The following is a 19,190-nucleotide window of genomic DNA, read 5'->3' as shown; positions in this document are numbered from 1 at the left end:
ACGCGTTCCACGAGCGCGCTGCGTCTCCTCGCCGACTCTCCGGCGAGCGAGGCGCAGCGCGCTCTGCGTTTCAGCGCTCGAGCTCGCCCTGCGTGGTCAGCTCGGCGAGCAACCGGCGCTCGCCGCGATCGTTGGACCACGAACGATCGACGACGATCGTGCCCACGGTGCGGCGCGCGAGATCGCCCTCGCAGCACGCGTACACCGCGCGGTCGGCCGGATCGAATCGCACGTCGGGCATCGTGTTCACGAACGTGCCGTCGGCGCCGAGGATCTCGACGTCGAGCCGCACGACGTCACGCAGATCGAGCGCGAAGCGCGCTCGCGGCGACGACCGCGGCGCTCGGCCGCGCGCCGTGCGAGTACGAGCGCTACGTGCGCGACACGCTCGCGCGCTGGACCGCGACCGCCCGCGAGACGCGCGCCTGACCCGAAGACCGCGAGCCCCGAGCTCGACCGGGCGCTGGGTCCGCTCACCGCTTCGGCATGCGCTTCTTCGCGACGGTGGTCGCGTCGAGGCGCGGGCGGGGGCTCGGCGCGAGCCGCACGGTGCGCGCGCGCTGTGCTTCCGCAGGCACCGGCGGTGGCCCCGACTTCCCGGTCGGCACCGCCTTGCGCACCACCTCCGACTCGAGCGCCGGGAACGCAGCGCGCCGCTCCGGCTTCGGCGCGGGCGGCGTCGGCGTCGGCTTCGCGGGCGCGGCGTGCAGGAACCCGAAGTCCTGGCCGCCGGTCGGTGGTCGCGTCGCGGGGCGCGCGAGCGGAGGCAACGGCGCGCGCGACGTCGATCGCGGCGGCGGCGCAGCGCGCGGCGGCTCGCTCTTCGTCGGCGCGGGCGGCATCACGGCAGCGGGCGGCGGCACGCGCGGCACCGCGGGCGGAGTCGAGCCGTCGCGCGGCGGAGGAGCACGCCTGGAATCGGAGCCCACGGACGTCGCAAATCGCAATCGACGTGCCCGCGACGAACGCGTGGAAAACTGCACATGACGCAGCGCGTGAGATCGGAGCACGGCGCATCCCGCGCGCCGCGCCGGAGCGCGCCCTGCTCCCGACGTCGCGCCGCGGAGCGCGACGCGTGTACGATTCGCCGCGAGCATGGCGGAGGAAGACCCGCTCGCCGCGACGATGGACGCGCGTCTGCTCGAGGCGGCGCGCACGATCGAGCACCCGCCGGGCGCGACGGTCGTGCCCGACGAGCTCGACGCGTCGTGGGCCGAGGAGACGATCGCGCGCGCGCTGGGATCACTCGCGGGATCCGACGCGAGCGGCCTCGCGATCCACGGCACGATCGGCGAAGGCGGCATGGGCATCGTGCGCGCGGGCACGCAGCTCTCGCTCGGCCGCGAGGTCGCGATCAAGACGCTCAAGGACGAGGCGCGCAGCGAGCGCGCGACGCTGAAGCTCCTGCGCGAGGCGTGGGTCACCGGCGCGCTCGAGCACCCGAACGTCGTGCCGGTGTACGACCTCTCGCTCGATGCGTCGGGTGGGCCTCGCATCGTGCTCAAGCGCATCGCGGGCGAGCCGTGGGCCGACCTGATGCACGCGCGCGAGGCGCTGCGCGATCGCTTCGGCGCGCACGACGCGCTCGAGTGGAACCTCCGGATCTTGATGCAGGTGTGCAACGCGGTGCGATACGCGCACAGCCGCGGGATCCTCCATCGCGACCTCAAGCCCGAGAACGTCATGATCGGCGAGTTCGGCGAGGTCTACGTGCTCGACTGGGGCCTCGCGGTCGCGATGCACGACGACGGCAGCGGGCGCCTGCCGCTCGCGAAGGACGCGGTCGAGATGGCGGGCACGCCCGCGTACATGGCGCCCGAGATGCTCGGCGGCGCGCCGCCGCGCGTCGACGAGCGCACCGACGTCTACCTGCTCGGTGCGCTGCTCTACGAGATCGTCGCCGGACGTCCGCCGCACGCGCCCGAGGACGGCGCGCCGATGATGCAGATCCTCGCGAGCATCGTGCGCTCGGAGCCCGAGCTCCCCGAAGCGATCGAGGGCGAGCTCGCGCGCATCGTGCGCCGCGCGATGCACCGCGATCCGAAGCAGCGCTTCGAGAGCGCGGAGCAGCTGCGCCTCGCGCTCGCGCGCTTCCTCGAGCATCGCGGATCGCTCGCGCTCGCGGCCGACGCGCAGCAGCGACTGCGCGAGCTCGAGGAGGAGCGCAGCAAGCCGATCGGCGACGCGGACGAGGCGCGGCTGCGTCTCTATCACCTGTTCGGCGAGTGCCGCTTCGGCTTCCTCGAGGCGCTGCGCATCTGGAACGACAACGACGTCGCGCACGCGGGGCTGCGCCGCGCGCTGACGCTGATGATCGAGCTCGAGCTCGAGCAGGGCGATCCGAAGGCCGCGTCGGTGCTGCTCGCGGAGCTGACGAGCCCTCCGCAGGAGCTCGTCGTGCGCGTGAACGACGCGCGCCGCGCGAAGGAGCGCGAGGAGGCGAAGCGCGCCGCGCTGGTGCGCCAGTTCGATCCCTCGATCGGGCGCCGCACGCGCGTCGTCGTCAGCACGATCCTCGGCGTGATCTGGACGCTGCTGCCCTGGGTCGGGTTCGTGCTCGAGCAGAACGACCCGACGATCGATCAGCGCGCGCCGCTGCTCTCGTCGTGCGCGATGCTCGTGCTCGCGAGCGTGATCGGGTACTGGGCGCGCGAGGCGCTCTCGCGCACCGCGCTCAACCGCACGCTGGTGCGCGTCGTGGCCGCGGTGCTGATCGGACAGGTCGCGCTCTACGCGGTGACGTGGAAGCTCGGCGTCACCTACGAGCAGACGCGGCCGATCGTGCTGCTGCTCTACGCGCTGTGCGCATCGCTCACGGCGTCGGCGCTCGAGCGGCGCTTCTGGCCGGCCGCGCTCGCGATGTGCGCCGCGTTCGTGCTGGGCGCGGTGTGGCCCGTCTACGCGTGGCCCTTCGAGTCGTTCGCGAACCTGGTGCTCACCGTGAACGTGCTGGTGATCTGGGGACGCGTCGACGACGAGCCGAGCGCGACGACGCAGAGCGAAGCGCGGCGCCGGCGCTCGTTCCAGGAGTTCCTCGCGCGCAAGCAGAAGCGCGAGTCGATCGGCGAGAGCCACGCAGGACGACGATGACGAGCGCGCGGATGCCGCCTTCGGACGAGCTGAGCCAGACCCTCGAAGCGCGGATGGAGGAGCTCCTCCAGGACGCGCGCACGATCGATCGATCGCCGAGCTCGACGATCACGCCCGAGCGCTCGCGCCCCGACGCCGCGGGCGAGCACGCGATCGCGCTGCTGCGCCGCATGGGACCGACCGGCGCGGGCATCGAGGTGCGCGGCACGATCGGCGAGGGCGGGATGGGCGTCGTGCGGCTCGCGACGCAGCTCGCGCTCGGTCGCGAGGTCGCGGTCAAGACGCTCAAGGCCGATCAGAAGAGCGACGCGGCGACGCTCAAGCTGCTACGCGAGGCGTGGGTCACGGGCTCGCTCGAGCACCCGAACGTCGTGCCGGTCTACGACATCTCGCTCGACGCCCAGGGCGCGCCGCAGATCGTGCTCAAGAAGATCGCCGGCGCGTCGTGGGCCGAGCTCATGCGCGACGACAAGGCGATCAAGAAGCGCTTCCAGGCGCGCGACGCGTTCGAGTGGAACGTCCGGATCCTCGTCGCGGTGTGCAACGCGGTGCACTTCGCGCACAGCCGCGGGATCCTGCATCGCGATCTCAAGCCCGAGAACGTGATGATCGGCGAGTTCGGCGAGGTCTACGTGCTCGACTGGGGCATCGCGGTCGCGATGCACGACGACGGCACCGGGCGCCTTCCGCTCGCGAAGGACGCGATCGAGCTCGCAGGGACGCCGCTCTACATGGCGCCCGAGATGCTCGGCGGCGCGCCCGGACTGCTCTCCGCGCGCACCGACGTGTACCTGCTCGGCGCGATGCTCTTCGAGGTGATCGCGGGGCGCGCGCCGCACGAGGGCGCGCACCTCGGCGAGATCCTGCACGCGATCGCGCGCAGCAAGCCGAGCCTGCCCGAGGGCACGCCGGCAGAGCTCGCGCGCATCGTGCTCCGCGCGATGGACGCCGATCCCGACGCGCGCTTCGAGAGCGCGGAGCAGCTGCGGCTCGCGCTGATCGGGTTCCTCGAGCACCGCGGATCGCTGAAGCTCGCGGCCGAGGCCGAGACGCGCCTCGCCGAGCTGCTCGAAGAGAAGGCGCGCGCCGGTGGCGATCCCGACGAGCGTCGCCTGCGCCTCTATCACTTGTTCGGCGAGTGCCGCTTCGGCTTCCTCGAGGCGCTCGAGATCTGGCGCGACAACGAGGAGGCGCGCGCCGGGCTGCGACGCGCGCTGATCACGATGATCGAGCTCGAGCTCGAGCAGGGTGATCCGAAGGCCGCCGCGCTCTTGCTCGCCGAGGTCGAGGGCGCACCGGCCGAGCTCGTCGCGCGCGTGAGCGAGGAGCGCGCGAAGTGGCAAGCGGAGGAAGAACGGCGCGCGAAGCTCGCGCGCGATCACGATCCGTCGATCGGGCGCCGCACGCGCGTGTTCATCGGGATGGTGCTCGGCACGCTGTGGACGATCGCGCCGTTCTCGCTCTGGGTCTGGATGCGCACCGGTCACGCGGAGCGCTCGCACGCCCAGGCGATGATCGCGACGTCGGCGCTCTTCGTCGCGGCGGTCGGGCTCGGGTACTGGGCGCGCGACTCGCTCTCGCGCACCGCGATCAACCGCCGCCTCACCCGGCTCGTCGGCGTGATGCTGGGCGCGCAGATCGTCTTCTTCGGATCGGTGTGGAGGCTCGGTGTGACGCCCGAGCAGGCCGGACCGCTGCTGATGTTCCTCTACACCGTGCTCGCGGCGGTCGCGGCCGCCACGATCGAGGCGCGCCTCTGGCCGACGGTCGCCGTGTACGTCGTCGGGCTCGCGCTCGCGAACGTGTGGCCCGAGCACGTGTTCCTCTTCGAGTCGCTCGCGAACCTCTCGCTCACGATCAACGTGGTCGCGATCTGGGCGCGCATCGAAGAGGACGTGGTGGCCCCGTGGCGCGAGCGGAGCGAACAGCGACGCCGCGAGTGGCGCGCATTCCTCGAGCGACAGCGAGAGCGAGAGAGCAAGCCGCCGGGCACCTGAGCGACCTCGTGACGGACCGCGCTCGCGGCGCCCAAGTCGAGATGGGCGGGCGTGCCGCTCTCGCCCCCATCCAGAACGCGCACGCCCGCCCCCCCCTCGCTCGTCCGCCGTGCCGATCCGGCGCGAATGGGCCCGTGTGCGCGCGCGAGCGTGCCAGTCGAGCGTGGCAGTCGATCTCCCGAGCATCGATGTGTCCAACATCGAATCTCCGCGACGTGATTCGAGCGCTCCGGCCACTGCTCGACACGCAAGGAGATCGATCGTCGATGTCTCGATTCGATTCGCTCGCCCTCATTCTTCTCGTGGTCCCGCTCGCGCTCGCGCCGGGATGCGCGTGCGACGGGCCTCGCGCGACGGAGCTCTGCGACGTCGGTGCGTGCGGCGCGCACGGAAGCGGCATCTGCACCGGAGGTCGACTGACGTGCTCGTGCGACGTCGGATATTCCGGCGCGCGCTGCGACGCCTGTGCGACTGGCTACGTGCTCGAGGCGGGCGAGTGCGTGGAAGAGGAAGAGCCTCCTCCGCCCTGCGACGCCGGGCTGCCCTTTCCGTGCGACGAGAGCGAGGCGCGTCCCACCGTCGTCTACGCGCCGCCTCGGTTCCGCGCGGTGCGTGTGCCGCTCATCGCGGGCGCCGAGTCGCAGGCGAGCACGGCGTACGGAGTGAACGCTGTCGGACAGATCGCAGGGACCGCGCGCGCGGTGATGGCTGCCGGCGGGATCCGCTGGTTCGCGTTCCGCTTCGACGAGGCGAGCGGGATCGTCGACGTCGGCGGTGACGCCGCGATCACCACGAGCGGCCTCGCGATCAACGACGACGGGCTCGTGACCGGGAGCGCGACGTGGGCCAACGGGCCCGACCGCGCGTTCGTCTCGGACGGCGAGAGCTTCGAGGACGTCGGGCTCGAGCTCGGCGCGAACGTGTACTCGCTGGGGACCTCGATCAACGACGAGGGCCAGATCGCGGCGGAGTGCGAGATCGAGAGCGCGTATCGCATCTGCCGCTACACGCCGGGCACGGGCTGGGACCTCTTCGAGCCGGGCGGAGGATTCGCGCTCGCCGACGACGGCACGCTCGTCGGCCTCGCGAACGAGCTCGAGACCTCGGGCTTCGTGCGCGACGACGGAGGGCTCGTGGAGATCGGACCGCGCTCGATCTTCGAGACGATGCCGCGCGCGATCAGCGGCAACGGCCGCTACGTGGTCGCGCTGCAGACTCGACCGACCGCGACGGAGCCCTTCGGCACCGCGCTCTGGATCGATCGCGAGAGCGACGAGCCGCCGATCGTGATCGGCGACGTCGACGGGCGTCCGCTGCGCGATCTCTACTCGCAGCCATGGGGCGTGAACGACGACGGATTCGCCGTGGGCTCGGGACACGACGAGCACGGCCAGGACGCCGCCTGGCTCTTCGACCCGCGGCGCGGCGAGATCATGCGGCTCGACGCGCTCACCGAGCTCCCCGGAGACGACTGGCGGATCCAGGATGCACGCGCGATCGGCGACGCGGGTCACATCGCCGCGACGACCACGGATCCCGTGACGGCGGAGTCCGTCGCGCTGCTGCTCGTGCCGCTCGACTGGCCCGAGATCGATCGCCCGCCCGCGACGCCCGCCGCGGGGCCGCACGAGTACGACGTGATCGCGATGCAGGACGGTCAGGACGGCGCGCCGGGGAGCATCGCGCTCGGCATGACGGCGAGCGGTGACGTGCTGCTCTCGTCCGCGTTCCGCACCGAGGTCGGCGCGGACCGGATGCGCGGCGCGTGGTGGCGCGACGGTGAGCTCTCGTTCCTCGACGACCCGAGCGGCGAGTGGGTCGTGTCGCGCACCTCGCGCAGCGGGACGATCGCGGGCAGCGTGTGGGTGCGTGACGAGTTCAGCGATCTGCGCACGTGGATGCCGTTCACGCACGAGGGCAGCGCGCAGCTGGCGCCGCACCTGCTCGCAGAGGGCGTCGCACACGCGTTCGGCTACGACGTCGACGCAGCGGGCGAAGTGCTGATCGAGTGCCTCCTCGACGCGGGCCCGTCGGCGTGCGTGCGCACCGGCGACGGCGCGTGGCACGCGCTCTTCGTCGGCCAGCCCTTCGCGATGAGCGAGGACGGCGTCGTGGTCGGCGCGCGCGCCGACGATGCGGTGATCGTCGCGGCTGGGACGCTGACGCCGCTCGAGCTCGGCGCAGGCGCGACCGCGTCGGCGATCAGCGACGACGGGCGCTACGTCGCGGGCGTGTACGGGCACGCGTTCGTCTACGATCGCACGCGCGAGCTCTTCGACTGGCTGCCCGATGTCGCGGGCGATCCCGCGACGAGCGGGCGTGTCGTGCCGCTCGCGGTGAACGACGAAGGCGTGGTGGTCGGCACCGCGTCCGGGACCGACGGACACCCCTTCGCGTTTCGCTACGATCCGCAGGAGGGCGAGCTGGTGCGGCTCGACACGCGCGCCGGCGACACCGAGCTCGTGCTGCGCGAGGCGCGCGACATCGACGCGCGGGGCGCGATCGTCGCGAACGGCGTCGAGCCCGACGGCACCGAGCGCGGCGTGGTGCTGATGCCGCGCGACTAACGTTGGCTCTTGCGGCGCTTCTTCGTGCCCCCGCGGGGCTTCGCGGGCTTCCGCGGGGGCACGGCGGCGTCGCGCAACATCGGAGCCTCGGGCGTGCGGCGGAGCGCGTAATTCAGACTGCCGACTCGATACCATCGATATCCGAACGACTCGAGCGGGATGCGATGGAGTCCGTCCTCACCCGCCACGCTCTCTCGAGGCGTCCAGAGATCGACGAGCCGATGGCCGTCCTCGACGTCGACGCGAATCTCGACCTCCTGCGGGTGCACGTCGAAGTTGTGGAGCGTGACCACCGATCGATCGCGCCACTCGAGGCGCATCGCGAGCACGTGCGGAGAGCCACTCTCGAGGATCTCCCAGCGTCCCCAGCCGATCTCGGGGCACTCCTTCCGGATCGACACGAGGCGCATCATCCATCGCAGCATCGAGCCGGGATCGCGGCGCTGATCGGCGACGTTGCAGTGTCGATATCCGTACGCGCCCGACTCGATCACGGGGTGCACGAGCGACTCGGACGTCGAGAATCCCGCCTGCGGATCGTTCGACCACTGCATCGGAGTCCGCACCGCGTCGCGCTCTCGCAGCTCGAGGAGATCGCCCATCCCGATCTCGTCGCCGTAGCGGATGACCGGCGTGCCCGGGAGCGCGAACGCCATGCTGTACGCGAGCTCGCTCTGCGCGCGACTGCCGAGCATCGGCGCGAGGCGCCGGCGGATGCCGCGATCGTAGAGCTGCATCGAAGGATCGGGGCCGAACCGCGCGAGCACGCGCGCGCGCTGCGCGTCCTCGAGGCGCCCGAGATCGAGCTCGTCGTGGTTGCGGAGGAACTGCGCCCACTGCGCCGACCAGGGCAGCTCGCGCGTGGCGATCAGCGCCTCTCGCAGCGGCGCGACGTCGCCCGTCGCCAGCGCGTAGAAGAGGTGCTGGTTCACCCAGAAGTTGAACATCATGTGGATGCCGCGGCCGTCGCGGAAATACGCGCAGCTCTCGTCCGGCAGCACGTTCGCTTCACCGAGCAGCACGCAGTCGGAGCCGCGCCACTGCAGGAAGTCGCGCATCTCCTCGAGGTACTCGAAGCGCAGGCGCGGCGGCGCCTCGAGGTTCGCGGGATCGGGGTGCTCGATGATGAACGGCACTGCGTCCACGCGGAATCCGTCGACCCCGACCTGCAGCCAGAACCCGATGATGCGGCGGATCTCGGCGCGCACCTCGGAGCTCGCGATGTTGAGGTCGGGCTGGAACTCGTAGAAGCGATGGAAATAGAACTCCTTGCGCTGCGCGTCGCGCGTCCACGTCGCGCGCTGCACGCCGGGGAACACCATCCCTTCGTTCCAGGTCGACGGGCGCTTCTTCGACCACACGTACCAGTCGCGGAAGCGCGGATCGCCGGCGCGTGATCGCTGGAACCACGCGTGCTGATCCGACGTGTGGTTCACCACGAGGTCGATGATGATCTTGAGCCCGCGCTTCTTCGCTTGGTGCACCAGCTCGACGAAGTCGCCGAGCGAGCCGTGGCGCGGATCGACGCCGTAGTGATCGGAGACGTCGTAGCCGTTGTCGCGGTTCGGCGAAGGATGGAACGGCGCGAGCCACAGCACGTCGACGCCGAGCGCCTCGAGGTAGTCGAGGCGACGGATCAGCCCCTCGATGTCGCCACAGCCGTCGCCGTTGGAGTCGACGAAGGTCTCGAGGTCGAGGCTGTAGATGATCGCGTTCTTGTACCAGAGGTCTTCGATCATCCCGTGGTGCGACGTAGGCCCCGGCGCGCGGGTCGCACGCGCGTCGTGCTACACCGCTCGCCGCGATGGACACGCTCTTCCCTTCGCTCCACGCGCCCTCGTCGGACCGGCTCGCGCTGTGCGTCGGCGATCGCACGCTGACCTGGGCCGAGCTCGCGAGCGCGTGCGCGCACCACGTCGAGTCGCTCGAGCTGCGCGGCGTGATGCCCGGTGAGCGCGTCGGCGTGTGGACGCAGCCCGCGCTCGAGACGCTGGTCGCGCTGATCGCGCAGGCCGCCGCGGGATACGTGACGGTGCCGATCGATCCGAAGCTCGGCGAGCGCGAGCTCGGGCACGTGCTCGCCGATGCTGCGCCGAAGCTCGCAGTGGCGGCGGATCCCGCGAGCGTGCGCGCACGCGCGCCCGGGCTCGAGCTGCTCACCGCGACGATCAGCGACGATCGAGGCGCGACCCCGATCGCGCCCCGGCCGATCCTCGACGTCCCGGTGCTGGTCCTCTACACGTCGGGCACGACCGGCGCACCGAAGGGCGCGCTGATCACCGCGCGCAACGTCGCGAGCGATCTCGACATGCTCGCGCGCGCATGGTCGTGGAGCGCGGACGACGTGATCGTGCACGCGCTCCCGCTCTTCCACGTGCACGGCCTGGTGCTCGGATTGTTCGGTGCGATCCGTCGCGGAGGCGCGCTGCGATGGGTGCCGCGCTTCGCGCCCGAGGAGATCGCGAGCGCGCTGCGCGAGCACGAGACGAGCGTGCTCTTCGGCGTGCCCACGATGTACCACCGGCTCTGCGAGGCCGCGGAGGGCGAGCTCGCGATCGCCGAGGCGCTGCGCGGCGCGCGCCTGCTCGTGAGCGGATCGGCGCCGCTGCCGGTGCGCGAGCACCAGCGGCTCGAGCGGCTCACCGGGCATCGGGTGATCGAGCGCTACGGGCTCACCGAGACGCTCATCAACTGCTCGGCACGACACGACGGCGACCGACGCCCGGGCTCGGTGGGCCAGCCGCTCGACGAGGTCGAGCTGCGCTTGGTCGACGACGAGCGACGCACCATCGACGCGAGCGACGACGCGACGATCGGCGAGGTCGCGGTGCGCGGACCGAACGTGTTCGCGGGCTATCTCAATCGCGAGGACGCGACGCGCGCGGTGCTCGACGCGGAGGGCTGGTTCTACACCGGCGATCTCGCGACGCGCGCGCACGACGGGCAGATCCGGATCGTCGGCCGGCGCGCGACCGATCTGATCAAGTGCGGCGGGTTCAAGGTGGGCGCGGGCGAGGTCGAGGCCGCGCTGCTCGAGCACGCCGAGGTCGCGGAGGCCGCGGTGATCGGGGCGAGCGATCCCGATCTCGGCGAGCGCATCGTCGCGTTCGTGGTCACGCGATCGAGCGTCGACGTGAAGGCGCTCGAGGACCACGTCGCGCGCCTGCTCTCGCCGCACAAGCGACCGCGCGAGGTGCACGCGCTCGACGCGCTGCCGCGCAACGCGATGGGCAAGGTGCAGAAGACGGTGCTGCGCGCGATGCACGACGAGCTGCGCGCGCGATGAGCGAGCTGCGCGTCGACGTCTTCACCGGGATCCCGACGGTGCTCGCGCCCGGGCGGCGCGGGATCGGCACGGTGCGCGCGGGCGGGCTCCCCGACGTGACGCGCGAGGCGTGCCCGTTCTGCCCGGGACGCGAGGCGGAGACCGAAGAGACTGTGCTCGCGATCGGCGATCCGTGGCGAGTGCGCGTCGTCGCGAACCGGTATCCGCTGCTCGCGCGCGAGCTCGCCGCGCACGAGGTCGTGATCGAGTCGCCGGACCACGACGGTGATCTCGCGACGTACTCGGCGTCGCAGGCGCTCGACGTGCTCGCGGCCATCCGCGCGCGGCTGCGCGTGCTCGAGGCGCGCGAGGGCGTCGCGTCGATCTCGGTGTTCCGGAACCGCGGTCGACGCGCGGGGAGCTCGCAGCCGCATCCGCACGCGCAGATCGCGACGTTGCCGCACGTCGCGCCGGCGATCGCGATGCGCGATGCGATCGCGACGAGTGACCGAGCGCTGCTCGCGCGCGTGATCGACGAGGAGCGCGCGTCAGGCGCACGCGTGGTGTGCGACGAGGGCGAGGTGATCGCGTGGTGTCCGCACGCGTCGCATCGCGCGTTCGAGGTGAAGCTCGCGCTCGCCGGTGAGTGCGCGCGCTTCTCGGCGCTCGACGATGCGCGGCTCGCGATGCTCGCGCGTGTGCTCGTCGACGTGACGTCGCGGCTGCGCGCGGTGCTCGGCACGCACGACTACAACGTGCTGCTGCGCGATCCCGCCGTCGGCGTCTCGACGTTCTTCACGATCGACGTGCTGCCGCGCACCGGCGGCGATGCCGGGTTCGAGCTGCAGAGCGGGACGCCGGTGTGCGTCGTCGCGCCGGAGGACGCCGCGCGCGCGCTGCGCGATCACGCGGGATCGATCTGATCTTCGAGCCACGCGCGCGCGAGCAGGCGTGCGGCGAGATCGGTCTCGCGGACGTTCGAGGTGATGCGCTCGCGGCCGTCGTTGCGCAGCGCGAAGCCCTGGCGGACGCGGCGCGCATCGACGAGGCGCGCGTCGCGCGGGACGTGCTCGGGGATGCGCGCGAGGAGCGCGTGCAGCGCGCGATCGAAGCGCTCGAAGGAGGTGCGGCCGGGATCGGCGCCGGCGAGCGAGAGACCGCTCTGCACGAGGCGCACGCCGGGCTCTGAGCCGTCGAGCTCGAGGTACGCGGCGCGCGAGCGCGAGGTCTCGTTCTGATAACGGCTCACCGGCATGTACGGCTCGGCGCTGCGCGGATCGTTGGAGACGCGGACGAAGTCGACGTGCTCGCGGCTCGTCTCCTCGTCGATGGTGGCGAGGACGACGACGCGGATCGCGCGGTACGGGATGCGCGCGCCGCTGGGCTCGAACGAGAGCGCGTCGTCGTGGAGCGAGAGCGCGCCGTGGCGCGTGGTCCAGGGCGCGTCGTCGGGACGGGTGACCGCGCCGAGGCCGCGGCGGCGGAGCTCGGTCACGAGGGCGTGGGCGCGGGACTCGTCGGGCTCGAGCGCGACGATCCAGGGGAGCGGTTGGCCGAGGCGCAGGCGGACCGAGTAGAGGTCGCGCCCGGTGAGCTCGGCGATGACGCGCGCGAGGGCTTCGCGGGTCGGGGTGACGTCGGTCGGGCTCGCGTCGCGGTAGCCGGCGAGAGGCGCGACCGCGAGGCGCGCGCGCGTGACGGCGACGGCGTGCATCGAACGCGGCTACCACGCGCGCAGCGCGCGTGTCGAGGGCCTGAACCGACCGTGGCTGAGCTTTTCCTCAATGATTTCGCGGCAGGAAATCCGACCGTGGTTGAGCTCAGGCCCGCCGATCGACGTCCGACGCCCCACATCGCGGAGCTGGCGGACCGCCCGCCATCCGCCCGCCACCCGCCACCCAAAACCGACCGTGGTTGAGCTTTTCCTCAATCATTCCGCGCGACCATCGCCCCACCCGCCCCGGCACACCCCTCGCAGCCCGAGCCGCGCCCCACCCTCACCCGCCGAAGCGCTCCACGAACTCCCGATGCACCGGCGCCGCGCGCGCCCGCTCACGCGGTCGCACGCCGCTCGTGATCCGCTGCACCACGATCGTCCCCTCACCACGCGACCGAAAGAACGCGAACCACTCCTTCACCGCGATGCGCGACTCGTCGCCCACCACCGCGATGCGTCGATACGCGTGCGGCTGCGGCCCCAGCGAGAGCGCGTACACGAGCCGCTCCTCGAGATCGATCCCGCGCTCGCGCAGCCACGCGAGCTGCTCCCTCGCGCGCTCCTCGATCACGACGCTCCACGACGGCCGCGGATCCGCCGGACGCTGTCCGCCCGGCCGCGCGCCTTCCGGCGGCTCGAGCCAGCCGGTGCGCGCGTCCGGGATCGCATCCGCCCACGGCACGTACGGCTTCAGATCGATCACCGGCGTGCCGTCGATCGCGTCGCACTCCTCGACCTCGATCACGAGCCCCGCGATCGACACGATGCGCATCGCGCTCAGCCCGATCGCGTTGGGACGGTGCGGCGCGCGCGTCGCGAGCACCCCGCGCTTGCGCTCGCTGCGCGGCGGCTGGACCTTCGGCCGCCAGCCGCGCGCGCGGTGCATCCACGTCAGCACCCAGACGTAGTCCCACCCCTCGAGATCCGCGATCGCATCCTCGAGGCCGAGCCCCGGCACGAGCTCGATCCGCGCCCGCACGTTCGCGAGGCGCGGCTGGCGCGGCACCTCGGCGAGCTCGCGATACGGCGTGCGCAGCACGCCGATCGGTCGAACGGTGAGCACCTCCTCGTCCGACCGATCGTCCTCGCTCATGCGCGGCGTCGTCGCACGATCGCGAGCGCGAGCAACACGATCATCGCGATCGCGCCCTCGCCGCCGCGCCCCGCGCCCGCGGCGCGGCATCCACAGCCGTCGTCGTCGCTGCGACCTCGCGGACCGCGCCCCGCGTCCGCGCCGGCATCGACGACGCTGCCCGCGTCCATCTCGCTCGCGCCCGCGTCGACGCCCACCACGCCCGAGTCGGGCCGCTCGACGCCCGCGTCGACGCCGAAGTCGGGATCGACGACGCACGAGCCGCCCTCGCAGATCTGCCCGCGCGGGCACACCGCGCCGTCGCACGCGTCCACGCACGACCCGCCGCGACACACCGTGCCCGGCGTCCCGCTGCAGTCGACGCTCGCGCAGTCGCTCGTCGTGCAGAGCCCGCTCGACACGTGACACTCGAGCTCATCGCTGCACGGCGCGCATTCGCACGACTGCACGCACGCGCCCGCCTGACACACGCGCCCGGCGTCGCAGGTCACGGCCGCGCACGGATCGACGCAGCGTCCCGCGCGGCACGCCTGATCGCCGGGGCACACGACGCCGTCGCACGGCGCGATGCACGCGCCGGCGCGACAGATCTCGCCCGCGTCGCACACGACGTCGACGCACGCCGACTCGACGCAGTAGCCCGCCGCGTTGCAGTCGAGCCCGCGCGCGCAGCCGAACTCGTCGAGGCAGCGACCGACGCACACGCCGCGATCACACACCTCGTCCTCGTCGCAGAGATCGCCGTCGTCGGTCTCGCCGTCGCAGTCGTCGTCGAGACCGTTGCACGCCTCGTCGCGTCCCGTGACCGTCATGCGGCACGTGATGCCGTCGCCCGAGCACTCGGTGACGCCGGCCGCGCAGATGCCGGGCATGCCGGTGTCGCACGCCTCGCCGCCACCGCTGCACTGCAGGCCCTCGAAGAAGTAGACGTAGTCGTTGTAGTCGCCGTCGTTGTTGAAGGAGCTCGGCTGGCTCCCGACGCTGCCGTCCTCGAACGCCACGTAGAACGCGTTGGGCGTGACGGTCGAGCGATAGATCACCGCCATGACCCACGGGTTCGGCGTCGCGCACCCGGTGCACACCGGGTTGTACCGAGCCTCGGTGTAGTGGGTCTGGCCGCCGGTGAGCGCGAAGCCGATCAGCCCGCCGAGGTAGCGCGCGTCACCGCGGATGTCGGCGCCGGTGATCACGGTCCCGACCGGCGCGCCCGCAGGCACGATCGTGTAGATCTCGCTCGCGTCCGGCGGCGTCGCGCGCGCGGGATCGGCGTTGTACCAGCCGACGGCGTAGCTCGACGCCGACTCCCTCAGCAGGAACGTCGCGCGGAAGTCGCAGAGCGGCGAGAAGAGCGCTGGCTCGCTCTCGCCGTCGGCCTGGAAGTCGATGGTCTCGCCGCGGCTGGAGAACAGCGTGTAGAGCTGAACCTCACCGTTGAGCGAGTCCCGCGGCATCACCATGCCATTCGGCTGGGTGACCTGGGCGCGAGCGAGCGAGACGAGCGAGACGAGCAGCGGCAGACAGAGCACGAACGAAGCGAAGCGGGACGGCGAAGCGCGCATGCCGCGAGGCTCTCACGATCGCCCTCGGCGACGGAAGCCGCTACCCGCGGAATTGCACGCTCAGAATGTCGGCCGCGCGACAGTCAGCGTCGTCGTGCCGAAATCCGTGCCGTTGTCGTCGACGACGACGTTCACGAAGCGCGGCCGCGGGACCGTCGCGTCGGTGAGCACACCGAGCGCGTTGTCCACGATCCGCCCGCGCTCGAACGTCGCGGAGGCGCATCCTTGGACCAGCATCACGCCCGCCGACGCCGCGCGCTCCGCGACGAAGCCGCGCAACGTGAGCGACGCACCCTCGGCGCAGGTGACCGCATCGCCCAGCGCCTCTCGAGCACATCCCTCGCCTTCGCACGGCGGCGAAGGTCGCGTGTCGGTCACGCGCAGGCCGGTGACCTCGAGCGCCGTGGCCGCGCCGAAGGCGAGCACGGCGTGGCGGGTCGCGCCCACGACCTCGACGCGCGCCCCTTCGATGCGCGCGCTCACCTCGACGATGCCGAACCCGTCGAGCGGCCCGCGCGCGCTCACGCCGTCGACGCGCACGTCCTCGAGCGTCAGCTGCGCCTGGTCCGCGCCGATGCCGAACCCGTGCGCGCCCACGATGCGCGACCGACGCAGCGTGAGCATGGGCTCGGCACCGGTCTCGCACGTCTCCGTCGGCGCGATCGCGCACTGGACGACTACACCGGCCGCGTGGGCGTCGACGTCGAGATCGCTCGCGCCGACGTGTGTCCCGGGACCGGCGATCAAGAGCGCGCCCCTCGCGGTGCCTCGCACGGCGACGCGCTCGATCGTCGCGGCCGCGCCCAGCAGGATCCCGATCGCGTCGCCATCGATGCCGACGGTCGTGACGTCGGAGATCGTAGCGTCGCGCAGCGTGAGCGAGGTGCCCGGGTCGGCCGCCGCGATCGCGTCGCCGTGCACGCGCGCGACGTGGATGCGGTCGATCGTCGCGATCGTGCCGTCCTGCGCCCCGACGGCCTCGGCCGCGATCACGTCTTCGATCACCACGTCTGCCAGCTCGAGCGACGCGGGCTCGCCGAGCCTCACGATGCGCTCCGCGCTCGAGATCGCGATCGCGGGCCCCTCGACGTCGGCGATCCACAAGCGATCCGCCGTGACGTCGCCGCTGGAGAAGATCGCGGAGGGATCGTCGCCCGAGCTCGGCACCGAGTGGAGCTCGCGGATCACCACGTCCTCGAGCGTCGCGCTCGTCCACGGGCTCACGCCGAAGCCGAGCTCGACGCGCTCGATCACCACGCGGCGCGCCTCGAGGGTCCCGAACGCGCCGAGGACGGCGAAGCTCGCGTCCTGGAACGCGACCTCCTCGAGCACCACCGTGGACGAGCCCTCCTCTGCCTCGTCGCCCAACCAGATCGAGCCGCGCACCGACGCGCGTCGCAGCGTGATCGACGACCCCGTCGACAGCCGTGCCGCGAGCGTCGCCACGACGGTGCCTTCGGGCTCGCGCAGGATCACGTCCTCCATCTCGACGCTCGCGCGCGGGTCGACGCGCGCCGCGTAGATCGGGCTCTCGAGCACCACGCGCCGCACCTCGAAGTGCACGCCTTCGCCGAAGCGCACGGCGGGGATCGCGGCGCTCACGACCGTGACGTCGCGGATCTCGCCGTCCGACGCGCGCACCATGATCGTCGCGTCGCCCTCGGTGCGTGCGTCGCGGACGATCGTGCGCGACGCGCACGCGCCGACGATGCGCTCCGCGCGCGTGTCGATCGAGCCCTCGTGCTCACCGACCGCGAGCGCGATCACGCCCTCGACCCCCGCGGCCTCGGCGAGCGTTCCGTAAGGGTGCTCGCGCGTCCCGTCTCCGGCCGTCGCGCCCGCGCGCACGTAGGTCACGCCGCTCGCAGGGAGCTCCGCGGGCCACCCGTCCTCGGGGCACGCCTCGCCGATCGTCACGCATCCGCGGCCGGGGATCGCCGCTTCGTCCGGCGCGCACGTGGTCGGTCCGTCGCTCGGCCACGGCTCGCATACCGACGCGCCGCTCGCGACCGTGCGCGCGCGCCAGCCCTCGGGACAGGCGAGCGTCACCGTCGCCGGCGCGACCGGCACCGCGACGACGAAGTCGAGGACGCCGCCGTCCATGTCATCCACTGCGCGATCGCGCTCGCAGGCGCACGCCGCCGTCAGGATCGCCCCCGCGATCACGATCCCTCGCAGCACGTCGATCCGTCCGTCCACGTTCGCCCCCTGCGTCGTACGCAGCGCGCCGCCGACCACCCCCGGCGCCCACCGCGGGGCCCGGATAGCACGCGCGCGCGGGCCGTCCCATGAGACCGCACGCGGGCGCGCCCGCACGCGTCGCCGAGATCGCGCGGCCCGACGCCGGCCCGAGCGTTGCTCACGGGCATGGAGAGGCATGCAGCACGGCGCATCGCATATCTTCTCGGGCATGCAGCGATCCACGTCCCTCGCGCTCGTCGCGCTCGGCCTCGCGTCCGCGTGCGGCGGGCCCGAGACGTACTGCGACGCCGAGTCGCTCACCGGCGCGCTCGAGGCCGCGGGGCCAGGAGACGTCGTGCACGTCGGGAGCTGCCGCTTCCCGGCGAGCGTCGTGATCCCGCCGGGCGTGACGCTCGTCGGCGAGGGCGGAGACAGCGTGCTCGAGAGCGCCGGCGACGCGCCCGTCGTCGAGTTCGCGCAGGGCACCGGCGCGGTGCTGCGACGCCTGCGCGTCGAAGTGCACGACGGCGGCTACGGCGTGCGCGCGAGCGGCGACGGCGACGTGACCGTCGAGCGCGTGACGATCAGCGTGATGCGCGGGGTCGGCGTCGGCGTGCAGGACCGCCGCCGCGTGGCGCTGCGCGAGGTGACGTTCGAAGGCCCGATCGACGCGGGGAACGCGGCGTTCGCGCCGACGACGCGGAGCGACACGGCGACCTACGGCGTGATCGCGATCGACGTGGGCAGCGCCGACGACGCCGAGTCGGGGGTGCACGTCGAAGCGAGCCGGTTCGCGGGATTCGCGCTCGGCGCGGTCGCGGTCGACGGTGGCCGGCTGACGTGGACGGACCTCGATGCCGATCGCGACTCGGACGGCCTCGACGACGTCGACGTGCAGAACGTCCGGGGCGCGGCGATCGCGGTGTTCGATGCCGCCGCGGAGCTGCACGGGGTCGAGATCGCGTCGATGCTGTCCGGCCTCGAGCTTCCGGGCGTCGCGGTCGCCGCGGTGTCGTCGCCCGCGTTGCTCGACGGCGTATGGATCGCGGACGGCGATGGCTTCGGCGTGTTCGGCGCGGACAGCACGCTCACGTTCCGCGGCGTGACGATCGCGGACATGGGGCTCGCGGGCGTGCGCGCGCAGCGCGCGGTGATCGACGCGGACGCTCTGACGATCGAGCGCGCCGGAGGCGCGGGCATCCTCGCGGTCGACAGCGGGAGCGTCGTGCTGCGGCACACGACGCTTCGCGCGCAGCGGGAGGCGGTGCTCTTCGACGGCGCGGGGACCGCACACGACATGGGCGACGGGCTCACGCTCTGGCGCAGCAACGTGGTGGCGCCCGAGAGCGCGATCGACCTGACGCTCGAGGACGTCGTCTTGGAGGACAACGCGCGCGTCGGGCTGCTCGTCGACGCGGGAGGGACCGAAGCGACGATCGCCATCGACGGCGTGACCGCGCGCGCGCAAGGGGGCGCGTTCGGCGTGGTCGCGCAGGACACGATCCTGCCGTCCGGGTGGGACGATGCGATCATGCGGCAGGACGCGGCGATCGCGAACGATCGGTCGGTCGACAGACGCCTCGAGATCGCGGGGATCATCATGCCGCCGGCGATCCCGCCCGCCTCGCTCTGATCGCGGCTGGGACATCTCGTGCGCGAGGAGGAGACGGTCGTGCGACGAGCGAGGATCTCGACGTTCGCGCGGGCGGCGCGCTGGCCGT

At 72.4% G+C, this 19,190-nt stretch carries 13 protein-coding genes; 6 read left to right on the top strand and 7 right to left on the bottom strand.

Annotation, left to right across the window (positions count from 1 at the left end):
* Window positions 1-70: 70 nt before the first annotated feature.
* A complete protein-coding gene (locus DB32_RS03970; protein ID WP_053231083.1) occupies window positions 71-292 on the bottom strand; it encodes a hypothetical protein in 222 nt (73 codons plus the stop codon).
* Between the two features lie 181 nt (window positions 293-473).
* On the bottom strand, window positions 474-872 hold the full coding sequence (locus DB32_RS03965) for a hypothetical protein (protein ID WP_053231082.1): 399 nt from the start codon (window positions 870-872) through the stop codon (window positions 474-476).
* A gap of 223 nt (window positions 873-1,095) precedes the next feature.
* Between DB32_RS03965 and DB32_RS03960 the strand changes: the two genes are divergently transcribed.
* The 3 genes from DB32_RS03960 to DB32_RS03950 all read left to right on the top strand — a co-directional run bounded on the left by DB32_RS03960 (window position 1,096) and on the right by DB32_RS03950 (window position 7,654).
* The gene (locus DB32_RS03960; protein WP_053231081.1) at window positions 1,096-3,090 is read left to right on the top strand and encodes a serine/threonine-protein kinase; all 1,995 of its coding nucleotides are present in this window, start codon (window positions 1,096-1,098) and stop codon (window positions 3,088-3,090) included.
* Window positions 3,087-5,087 carry a serine/threonine-protein kinase gene (locus DB32_RS03955; protein WP_053231080.1) on the top strand — a complete coding sequence of 667 codons (2,001 nt, stop codon included), beginning with the start codon at window positions 3,087-3,089 and terminating at the stop codon, window positions 5,085-5,087. Before DB32_RS03960 ends, DB32_RS03955 begins: the two co-directional genes overlap by 4 nt.
* Before the next feature lie 266 nt (window positions 5,088-5,353).
* Entirely contained in the window at window positions 5,354-7,654 is a 2,301-nt protein-coding gene (locus tag DB32_RS03950; protein ID WP_157068694.1) for a calcium-binding EGF-like domain-containing protein, read from the top strand.
* On the opposite strand, the gene DB32_RS03945 is transcribed toward DB32_RS03950, so the two are convergent.
* On the bottom strand, window positions 7,651-9,393 hold the full coding sequence (locus tag DB32_RS03945; RefSeq protein WP_075097441.1) for an alpha-amylase family protein: 1,743 nt from the start codon (window positions 9,391-9,393) through the stop codon (window positions 7,651-7,653). The two genes, DB32_RS03950 and DB32_RS03945, sit on opposite strands and share 4 nt — an antisense overlap.
* 65 nt (window positions 9,394-9,458) lie before the next feature.
* On the opposite strand from DB32_RS03945, the gene DB32_RS03940 reads away from it, so the two are divergent.
* Together DB32_RS03940 and DB32_RS03935 are read left to right on the top strand one after the other, a co-directional pair.
* Complete coding sequence (locus DB32_RS03940; RefSeq protein WP_053231078.1) at window positions 9,459-10,940, top strand: AMP-binding protein; 1,482 nt, start codon at window positions 9,459-9,461, stop codon at window positions 10,938-10,940.
* Window positions 10,937-11,842, top strand: coding sequence for a galactose-1-phosphate uridylyltransferase (locus DB32_RS03935; protein ID WP_053231077.1), 906 nt, complete (start codon window positions 10,937-10,939; stop codon window positions 11,840-11,842). The genes DB32_RS03940 and DB32_RS03935 overlap by 4 nt, the downstream gene beginning before the upstream one ends.
* On the opposite strand, the gene DB32_RS03930 is transcribed toward DB32_RS03935, so the two are convergent.
* The 4 genes from DB32_RS03930 to DB32_RS03915 form a co-directional block, all read right to left on the bottom strand.
* Entirely contained in the window at window positions 11,824-12,633 is an 810-nt protein-coding gene (locus tag DB32_RS03930) for a hypothetical protein (protein ID WP_053231076.1), read from the bottom strand. The two genes, DB32_RS03935 and DB32_RS03930, sit on opposite strands and share 19 nt — an antisense overlap.
* A 283-nt stretch (window positions 12,634-12,916) precedes the next feature.
* Window positions 12,917-13,729: a tRNA (N6-threonylcarbamoyladenosine(37)-N6)-methyltransferase TrmO gene (gene tsaA / locus DB32_RS03925; protein WP_053231075.1), complete on the bottom strand. Its 813-nt coding sequence runs from the start codon at window positions 13,727-13,729 to the stop codon at window positions 12,917-12,919.
* Window positions 13,726-15,288, bottom strand: a complete 1,563-nt coding sequence (locus DB32_RS03920; RefSeq protein WP_053231074.1) for an MYXO-CTERM sorting domain-containing protein — start codon at window positions 15,286-15,288, stop codon at window positions 13,726-13,728. Before DB32_RS03920 ends, tsaA begins: the two co-directional genes overlap by 4 nt.
* 60 nt (window positions 15,289-15,348) lie before the next feature.
* A complete protein-coding gene (locus tag DB32_RS03915; protein ID WP_157068693.1) occupies window positions 15,349-17,487 on the bottom strand; it encodes a hypothetical protein in 2,139 nt (712 codons plus the stop codon).
* 211 nt (window positions 17,488-17,698) lie between these two features.
* On the opposite strand from DB32_RS03915, the gene DB32_RS03910 reads away from it, so the two are divergent.
* A complete protein-coding gene (locus tag DB32_RS03910) occupies window positions 17,699-19,102 on the top strand; it encodes a right-handed parallel beta-helix repeat-containing protein (protein ID WP_157068692.1) in 1,404 nt (467 codons plus the stop codon).
* Window positions 19,103-19,190 lie beyond the last annotated feature (88 nt).

Source organism: Sandaracinus amylolyticus (assembly GCF_000737325.1).
In the GTDB taxonomy this organism is placed as follows: Bacteria; Myxococcota_A; Polyangia; order Polyangiales; family Sandaracinaceae; genus Sandaracinus; species Sandaracinus amylolyticus.
The sequence above is the reverse complement of the archived record's forward strand: the minus strand, read 5'-3'. Positions and strand labels throughout refer to the sequence as shown.

What these genes read in the sequence shown, in the direction of transcription:
- DB32_RS03960 (WP_053231081.1), top strand. Translation starts at nt 1,096, where the DNA reads ATGGCGGAGGAAGACCCGCTCGCCGCGACGATGGACGCGCGTCTGCTC.
- DB32_RS03955 (WP_053231080.1), top strand. Translation starts at nt 3,087, where the DNA reads ATGACGAGCGCGCGGATGCCGCCTTCGGACGAGCTGAGCCAGACCCTC.
- DB32_RS03950 (WP_157068694.1), top strand. Translation starts at nt 5,354, where the DNA reads ATGTCTCGATTCGATTCGCTCGCCCTCATTCTTCTCGTGGTCCCGCTC.
- DB32_RS03945 (WP_075097441.1), bottom strand. Translation starts at nt 9,393, where the DNA reads ATGATCGAAGACCTCTGGTACAAGAACGCGATCATCTACAGCCTCGAC.
- DB32_RS03940 (WP_053231078.1), top strand. Translation starts at nt 9,459, where the DNA reads ATGGACACGCTCTTCCCTTCGCTCCACGCGCCCTCGTCGGACCGGCTC.
- DB32_RS03935 (WP_053231077.1), top strand. Translation starts at nt 10,937, where the DNA reads ATGAGCGAGCTGCGCGTCGACGTCTTCACCGGGATCCCGACGGTGCTC.
- DB32_RS03930 (WP_053231076.1), bottom strand. Translation starts at nt 12,633, where the DNA reads ATGCACGCCGTCGCCGTCACGCGCGCGCGCCTCGCGGTCGCGCCTCTC.
- tsaA (WP_053231075.1), bottom strand. Translation starts at nt 13,729, where the DNA reads ATGAGCGAGGACGATCGGTCGGACGAGGAGGTGCTCACCGTTCGACCG.
- DB32_RS03920 (WP_053231074.1), bottom strand. Translation starts at nt 15,288, where the DNA reads ATGCGCGCTTCGCCGTCCCGCTTCGCTTCGTTCGTGCTCTGTCTGCCG.
- DB32_RS03910 (WP_157068692.1), top strand. Translation starts at nt 17,699, where the DNA reads ATGCAGCGATCCACGTCCCTCGCGCTCGTCGCGCTCGGCCTCGCGTCC.